The sequence below is a fragment of the Petrachloros mirabilis genome (genome assembly GCF_975968855.1).
Genome location: NZ_CDLUDY010000194.1, coordinates 1 through 7,627, shown reverse-complemented (window position 1 = coordinate 7,627; position 7,627 = coordinate 1). Strand labels below are relative to the sequence as shown.

Here is a 7,627-nt window from a genome sequence, read left to right as displayed (position 1 = left end):
TTTGGCCGGCGGTCATGGGAACGTAGCCAGCTCGGGTGATGATCTCCCGTCCCTCTTTGCTATGCACAAAGGAGAGGAAGGCTGCAGCGAGGGGTCTCAGCTCGCCGTCCGGGACTTTGTTGATGTAAAGAAATATGGGTTGGCTCAAGGGGTAACGATCGCTAACGATATTCTCATATGTAGGAAGAATGGCCTGATCCCCCTCCTCGATCGCGATTGGCACGACACGAACTGACGTAGTATTGGACCCGACGCCGGCGTATCCGATGGCCGAGGGGTCCTGTGCGACCGCCACCACTGTGGAGGCAGAACCAGGCTGTTTTAGGACGATACCCTTCTTGAAATTTCGATTTGACAATATGGAGCTTGCAAAAAAGGCTTCAGCGTAGTGTTTGGTACCATCACCAATCAGATGAATTTGCTCAGACGAATTTTCCCATCCCCACACCCCAAGATCTTGCCATGTCGAAGCCGAATCATTTCCCGGTTTAGATCCGTTGCCAAACAGTTTGTCTAGTTGTGACACGGTCAGGTAGGGCAAAGGATTCTCACCATTGACGTAGAAAGCAATGGCATCAACGGCCAAAATGATTCTCAGAGAGAGATAACCATGGTAGCTCTCAAAGCGAAACAGTTCTTCTTCGGTCAGAGGCCGAGAGGAGGCGAGAATCTTGACCTGGCTTGCGCCTTGAGTGCCTTTTGCACGTGCCTTGTCGCCTCGTCGCTGAAAAGACAGGTCGAACTGAAACTCTCGAATCGCAGCTTGCAACCTGACGTCTTCGATTGCGATATGAACGTCGGGGTAAATCCTCATGAACTGGAAAGCCAATCTGTTGAGCAAAGGATACAGATCGGCAGACCCTGCGATGCTAAGCCGGCCTTCGAGCTCATCATAGAAGCAGTTACAAAAGCTGTGTTCTGGGTTAATGGTCGATCTATGTGAATGTGAAACCTCGTCGTGGTTCGCCGCTGCAATTTCTGGACGAATGGCAAGGCAGATCAGAGTCATGAGAGAGGCCAGAAAAATTTTCGCTTGCCAGCTGGGCGCCGCCATAAGTTCTCCGCAATGAGCGTTCAAGGGAATAAGGTCAAATGTGGTGATGCCAATAGTACAGGTCTGTACGTTGCTCGACGTTCGAGTGTCTTGATGGTCCTCTCGGGTGCAAGGAGGACAATCATGTTGGTGTCGCGCGAAATTGAAATAGGTTACAGAAATTTTTCAAGAAACAGATAGGTCGATATCGAAAGCAGGGCGGAAACGGGGAGGGTAACGATCCAGGCGAGAACCATATCCCGTATAGTAGTCCATTCCAGAGCTCTGGGTCCCTTTCTGAGACCTATGCCGATAATGGCCGAGCTGCTGACATGGGTCGTTGAGACCGGCAATCCTAGCCATCCGGAAGTGAGGACTAGTGTCGAAGTCGCCAGGTTGGCTGACAGTCCCTCAGTATGGTCCATGCGTGTGACTTTCTCAGCGAGCACCTCCGTGACGCGCCGGCCGCCGATGTAGCTCCCCAATCCCATGGCGAGGGCAACACCTCCGAACGCGGCCCATTTCGACGATGTGCTGGGCCAGGTAGCTGTTACCATGCCAAGCAAGACCATCGCGACTATTTTGGGAGCGTCGTTCGCGCCTCGCGCAAAGGAAGTGAGCCCGCTCGAGATCCAATGGACCGTGTCGAGCCCCACGATCCAGCCTTGGATTCCTGCACGATCACATTGTGAAGGTACCGCCACGACCGGAGAGCCGAACGACGTCGTTTGAAAGAGCGTGCGCGTCTCGCCCTGCGCATCAATCGAGACGAGGGCTCGTGGACCCGGCATCAGGCAGAGGCAGGACCCTTCCCACCGTGCAGCAGTCACGCGCATGACAGGATGTAACAGAAGGGACAACGCGAATGCGAGAAATGGACTTGCCATGAGAGGGAGAACGATCTTATGGCCGATAGCTGGCCACACAACCACCTCTCCGGAAACCCCGACCAGGCCTGTCCCGATGATGGCACCGGTCAATGCATGGGTGGTGGAAACCGGAAGGCCGGTTCGTGAGGCATAGAACACCCAACCCATCGCGCCGAGTAAGACGGCTACGGCGAAAGACGGATCAATACCCGCTTCCGTTTGAAGAAGGCCTTGGCTAAAGGTCCTGACCATTTCCCCAGAGATCATGGCTGCCGCAGCAGCTCCTGCGACAGTCCACATCGTTCCCCATATGATGGCCGCGCGATAGTGTGTGACGCCGCTACCGACCAGCGTGGCGATCGACTTCGAAACGTCGTTGGTGCCGTTGGCGTAGGCGAGGATGAAGACGAGAAGGAAGAGGAGAAATGATAATTCCATGGCCGTTATGAAGCTACGGCTCCTCCACACGAAGAACCCGAGCCGGCCGTGCAGCCGTAGCAATGGTTGCGTGTGACGATTCGGCGTCGATTGAGTCTGTCAGGATCGAAGTCTTTGATATGTGCCGGAGCTTCGTGGTCGACCGTCAGCTCCAGCATCTGATTGAAGTCGCAATCATAGAGCATGCCGTCCCAGCCGACGGAGAGGGTGTAGCGGCACATGACGCCGGCAGCCGCCGCGGGGTTGAATGCGTTCGCCAGCCGTTCCATATAGCCCTCGTAGTTGCCGCTCTCCACGAGAAACTCGAGAAATCGGCTGACCGGCATATTAGTGATGGTGTATAGATGATTGAACTCGATGCCATGCCTTGTGCGAAGCTCCTTCCGAAACTGCGCTTCGATCGCTTCTTGCTTGGGCGGAAGAAATGCTCCGACCGGATTGTGGACCAGATTGAGCAGAAGTCCGCTGTCGGGACGGCCGTAGCCGAGTTTGTTCAACAGGCGGAGCGATTGAATGGATTTTTCAAAGGTCCCCTCGCCGCGCTGTGCATCGGTTTGGGTGGCGCGGTAATAGGGGAGGGACGCGACAATTTCCACCTGATGGGCTGCCAGGAAATCCGCCAGATCTGCTTGCGAGGGCAATAGGAGCACTGACAAGTTACATCGTTCCATGACATGGCGATTAAGGCGACGGGCTTGTTCAACGAGAAAGCGGAAGTTTGGATTCAGCTCTGGCGCCCCGCCGGTGATGTCTACGGTAGGAATGTCGGTTTGCGCTAAAGCGGAGATACAGAGTTCCGCTGTCTCACGCGACATGCTCTCGGTGCGGTCCGGTCCTGCGTCCACGTGACAGTGGCGGCAGGTTTGGTTGCAGAGCTTGCCCACATTAACTTGGAAAACGGTGATTCCCGTTGCGCACAGCGGCAAGAGGCCTGCTTGCTCGAGTCTGGTTTCGAAGGGAGGAAGGGCTGTCGATTGCCCGAGAATACGGAGCTGTTCCCTTGCGGAAGCAAGGGGATTGCTTCGGCCCACTAAGGTCAGTGCCATCTCGGGTGCCTCAACAGCAGCCGCCGCTCGGTAAACAGGTCACGGCATCCCCGCTAACGGCGTCCGCCGCACGATTGATGATGGCGAAGTGCGGATGGTAGCCATTGGCTTCCAAAACGTTGACGGTTTTTGAGCATACTTCCAGGGGCACGCCGCGCCGGTAGACATGATGATCGTCGTCGGCAACCTCAAGGAACGGACCAGCCAGCAGGGCAAAGTCTCCACGCCACACACAGGGCGCTTGCAGCGGTAACACCGACCTCCATCGAGGGTCCTCTCGATCGAGCCAGCAGGGTTCCTGCGAAAGCAGGAAATAAGAGGCGAGTGGTGGCTGGTTCATGAGCGCCACCGTTTCGGAATCTACCGGCTGGGGAATGCCTCGCTGGTAACTGGTCCCTCGTTCGTCGACTACGCGGCTAAAGGGTCCGCACAGCGTCGCATAGCGGGCCATCAAAGTGGTCGTCGCCTCTTCCATTTTGTAGCCCGTCAACGTTACGGAGAAGAAATGAATCCCATCGATAACCTGCCAGGGCGAAAACTTCACGAGATGAATCCCGAGAAATCCCGCTTCGACCATTCCGGCCATGTATTCATCTAATGTGAGGGCGCCAGAGAGGCAGTCACCCCATTTCTCGGCATCATGAACCATGTACTGCGGAACCGTTTGGTCTGAGACGATATCTGAGATCGTGAATCGTCCCCCCGGTTTGGCCACGCGATACATTTCCCTGAAAACCTTCCGTTTATCCGGCGCCAGATTGATCACGCAGTTCGAAATAATCAGATCGATTGTATTGTCGTTGACCGGCATCGCGTCGGCCATTCCCTTGCGAAACTCCACATTGGACGAGGAATAGCCGAGGTTGGCGGAGACAATCGGGGCATTCCGTCTGGCGATTTCCAGCATTGTGTCGGTCATGTCGATGCCGATCACCTGACCCGTTGGTCCAACCAGCCTGGCCGCTTCAAAGCAATCGATTCCTCCACCTGAGCCGATGTCCAACACAGTTTCTCCGGGGATCACAGTCTTCAGCCCAGCCGGCGTCCCGCAGCCGTATGAAATCTTGAGGACTTCATCGGGGATAAACGACCTGAGATCGGACATGTCGTAGTTGGTCGGGCAGCACATCTGCTCACCCGCACTGGCCGCTTTGGCATAACGATCGCTGACTCTTCGAGTGATTTCATCGATTGGCATAGGGTCCTCTACAGTCTAAGAGGGTCTTTCGATTGCTCTATGTATCAATCCAGCCCTCACGGGGTCAATCGTGATCTTTGCCGTGGTCATGCACCCTCAACTTCTTGATCGAAATGGCCAAGAACAATCTGTGAGGTGGCTTACAAGGGCCCAAGATTTCTGTTGAACGGTCTACCACTTGGTAGTGTCGCTGTTTTTCAGACAATCTTACACAGGGATGGAAGAAACAGCCATGGATCGGCCTCAAATCCAGTGAGAGTTACTGGCCTCACGCGGAGGCGCTGGCGGAGACGCTGTGTGGGTATCTTTATCGTGTTTTGCGATAGAACGCGCCGCAGTCCCTCTCACCGGATGAGGTATATGCCCATGTCGGAGATTATTGCACAGGAATGGTCTTGTGGAGGAAGATACCCCGATGAATGCTGTGACCCTTCCGGCAATGAAGATGCGAGCCACGGGGGATTTGTAGCAGACAGGCGGCAATACGAGCGGTTGCAGTGAGTCGAGTGAGGAGAGAACGTAGGCTGTGACATGATGGAGCCTGCCGGAACACGTAGAAGTAAGCTCTGGTTCCTGAAGAACATTCGTCTGTTCGACGGGATCACTCCTGTAGAGATGCAGGAGATGGAACGGATCACGCGTATGGAGGCGATCAGGAAGCGGCAGCCGCTCTATCTGCCAGGAGATCCGAGCAATTATGTCTACTTGCTGAAGCAGGGGAGGGTGAAGATCGCCAGTACCGATCATCATGGCAAGGAAGTCACATTCGAGATCCTTGAGCCAGGCGATATTTTCGGGGAACTGGAAGTCCTCGAAGGGATTCCACGCGGCACGACGGCCGAGTCGCTCGACGATACGTTGATCTGTGTTATCGGGCGCGAAGATTTCGATCGGTATTTGGCCAGGCATCCTGATGTGACGGTCAAGTTGACCAAACTCATCGGTCTGCGGCTACGGAGAATTCAGAGTCGGGTCGAAGACCTGGTATTTCGTGACGTGCCCGCGCGACTTGCCCACCTCCTTTTGGAGTTGAGAAAAGAGGATGGAATACTTAAGGAAGGTGAATCTCGCCTCCGCGCCAAGCTGACTCATCAGGAGATGGCAAACCTCATTGGATGCAGCCGAGAAACAGTGAGTGCGACACTGGGATATTTTCGTGAACACGGTCTCATCCGGTTGGAAGGTCGCACCATCACGATCCTGAAACCCGATAACCTCCTGCGGATCGCGACGTAGGGCCTGTCCTGCCTGGTCGGCTCATCGTGCGCTTCGTTCCCGATATTTAGCCATGTGTCGAGCCCGCGCAGCACGGCCTCTGAAAAATCATAGACCTCGGCCAACTCGGGAGGATGTCGGTGGGAGTTCCCCTCCGCTGCCGCCCGGGTCACTGCTTTGCCGACTCCTGCCTCATTTGTTAATGCCAGTTCCAACTGCAGACAGGACCCGCACCCTTCGTGGCGGGCTGTGGTTATCCGCGCAATATGGTAAGGCTCCGCTTTGAGGACTTTCCTGAACCTAGAGACCGGTATGATCGTCATAAACATCAGAAAATGGGGCAATGACGTTCTGGCAATCTGCCGGAGGCACGAGAGCGATGTGTGGAACTTGGCTTCGGCACTCTTCAGCCTTTGCTCGATGAGCAGACGCAAGAGTTTCATCATTGGAGGTGTTCACTTCGCACGAAAGACCTTTGTGCTTGGATGAAAGGCGTACCAGGCAAACCAGAAGGCCGTCACGGAAGGGATAGGTTTCCCCTCAGCATCGATGACCGAGGCGCTCCGCGAGCGGGAATTAAATTGTATCGTGACGGTCTCCCCGTGGAGCTCATCGGTAACGGGAGAATCGGCCTTCTTGAGCTCGGTAAAAGGGTACGCTTTAACCAACCCGTTGTGCTCGATGCCCACTACCCATTCCTTGGGGTGATAGCTCGGATCGAAGTGCGTCGTGTCGAAGAATAAATCGGGGTTCTCCGCATATTCTGTATAGGGGTCTCGTTCGTAGTTCCGAATCGAGCCGGTCTTTGTCGAGAGAACGAGAGTGTCCGGGTGTGTCATCCGCCAATCAGCCCACGTGGTATGTTCCAGGAAGATCGGTCTAAGTGTTTCTCCGGTGAGCGGGCCGGCCACCGCCCGCATCCCGATTTGTGACCAGAGGCTTTCGGTTTGGTGGTCGTACAAAAGCACATTGCTTTGATAGATAAGTCCTGAGACCCCGAACGTACGTCGAACGCCCGAAACATGCGCGTCGAAAGCGATCCCGGTTCCGCAGAGCGGACAATACGTGATAAGTACCTCCTTCCCATCGACGACATCGTTGACGACTTCATGCCAATTCAAAATCTTGATGGGATACGCCTTCGACGTGTTTCGCAGGCTCAACCCGAGCACCCGATCATGATCCTCGAGATAGGGGGCGTCATTTGCCGAGACGAATCGAGGCGAGAGGATGGCAGGGATTCCGTCCTTGATTGGTCCTCCTTCTACAATCTGTTCGAGCGGGACGATATGACGCCTCAGATCGAACTCCGATTTTGCGTGCCTTCCAAATCCCAGCCATGCTGCGAGGACGAGTAAGGCACCGCCGCCGACGAGCAAGGTCCATCGCCAGCGAGGCGAAAGGAGGCGTGCCCGCAATGAAGGGCCGTGTTGTAGGGTGCCCTGATCAGGTGTCGGTTGAATATCATTCATTGAAACAATAGTAGTCGAATCTTCCCGACCGGTCTGTAAGCAAGCTCACAGGGGCAAGAAACCGTGCTGTGTGATTGGCTTGAATGTCTTGTAATCGAGCCATGATCTCCCCAGAATGCCGTTTATGGAATTGATTCGAGGACTTACCCTTGACCATCTCAAAGGAGACCTCTACGGGGGGCTCGTGGCGGCTGTGGTGGCCCTGCCGCTCGCCTTGGCCTTCGGGGTAGCTTCCGGTGCCGGCGCTGCCGCTGGATTATACGGGGCGATTTATGTCGGCTTGTTCGCTGCTCTGTTCGGTGGAACTCCCGCGCAGGTGTCCGGCCCGACCGGTCCGATGACGGTTGTGATGGCTG

7 protein-coding genes are annotated in these 7,627 nt (G+C 55.3%); 2 read left to right on the top strand and 5 right to left on the bottom strand.

Features of this window, described 5'->3' with window-relative positions:
* The 4 genes from ACWVCN_RS07920 to ACWVCN_RS07905 all read right to left on the bottom strand — a co-directional run.
* On the bottom strand, window positions 1–1,054 hold a 1,054-nt coding region (locus ACWVCN_RS07920; protein ID WP_455245024.1), incomplete at its 3' end, for a PstS family phosphate ABC transporter substrate-binding protein.
* Window positions 1,055–1,206: 152 nt separating this feature from the next.
* The gene (locus ACWVCN_RS07915) at window positions 1,207–2,340 is read right to left on the bottom strand and encodes an anion permease (RefSeq protein WP_455245023.1); all 1,134 of its coding nucleotides are present in this window, start codon (window positions 2,338–2,340) and stop codon (window positions 1,207–1,209) included.
* 5 nt (window positions 2,341–2,345) lie between these two features.
* A complete protein-coding gene (gene arsS / locus ACWVCN_RS07910; protein WP_455245022.1) occupies window positions 2,346–3,386 on the bottom strand; it encodes an arsenosugar biosynthesis radical SAM (seleno)protein ArsS in 1,041 nt (346 codons plus the stop codon).
* A 10-nt stretch (window positions 3,387–3,396) separates the two neighbouring features.
* Window positions 3,397–4,584, bottom strand: coding sequence for a methyltransferase domain-containing protein (locus ACWVCN_RS07905; RefSeq protein WP_455245021.1), 1,188 nt, complete (start codon window positions 4,582–4,584; stop codon window positions 3,397–3,399).
* Between the two features lie 531 nt (window positions 4,585–5,115).
* Here ACWVCN_RS07905 and ACWVCN_RS07900 point away from each other — a divergent pair.
* The gene (locus ACWVCN_RS07900) at window positions 5,116–5,820 is read left to right on the top strand and encodes a Crp/Fnr family transcriptional regulator (protein WP_455245020.1); all 705 of its coding nucleotides are present in this window, start codon (window positions 5,116–5,118) and stop codon (window positions 5,818–5,820) included.
* Between the two features lie 434 nt (window positions 5,821–6,254).
* On the opposite strand, the gene ACWVCN_RS07895 is transcribed toward ACWVCN_RS07900, so the two are convergent.
* Window positions 6,255–7,271, bottom strand: a complete 1,017-nt coding sequence (locus tag ACWVCN_RS07895) for a DUF3179 domain-containing protein (RefSeq protein WP_455245019.1) — start codon at window positions 7,269–7,271, stop codon at window positions 6,255–6,257.
* Between the two features lie 124 nt (window positions 7,272–7,395).
* Here ACWVCN_RS07895 and ACWVCN_RS07890 point away from each other — a divergent pair.
* The coding region (locus ACWVCN_RS07890; RefSeq protein ID WP_455245018.1) for a SulP family inorganic anion transporter at window positions 7,396–7,627 on the top strand (232 nt) is incomplete at its 3' end.

Coding starts and splice junctions, on each gene's coding strand:
- ACWVCN_RS07895 (WP_455245019.1), bottom strand. CDS start 7,271: ATGAATGATATTCAACCGACACCTGATCAGGGCACCCTACAACACGGC.
- ACWVCN_RS07905 (WP_455245021.1), bottom strand. CDS start 4,584: ATGCCAATCGATGAAATCACTCGAAGAGTCAGCGATCGTTATGCCAAA.
- ACWVCN_RS07900 (WP_455245020.1), top strand. CDS start 5,116: ATGATGGAGCCTGCCGGAACACGTAGAAGTAAGCTCTGGTTCCTGAAG.
- ACWVCN_RS07915 (WP_455245023.1), bottom strand. CDS start 2,340: ATGGAATTATCATTTCTCCTCTTCCTTCTCGTCTTCATCCTCGCCTAC.
- arsS (WP_455245022.1), bottom strand. CDS start 3,386: ATGGCACTGACCTTAGTGGGCCGAAGCAATCCCCTTGCTTCCGCAAGG.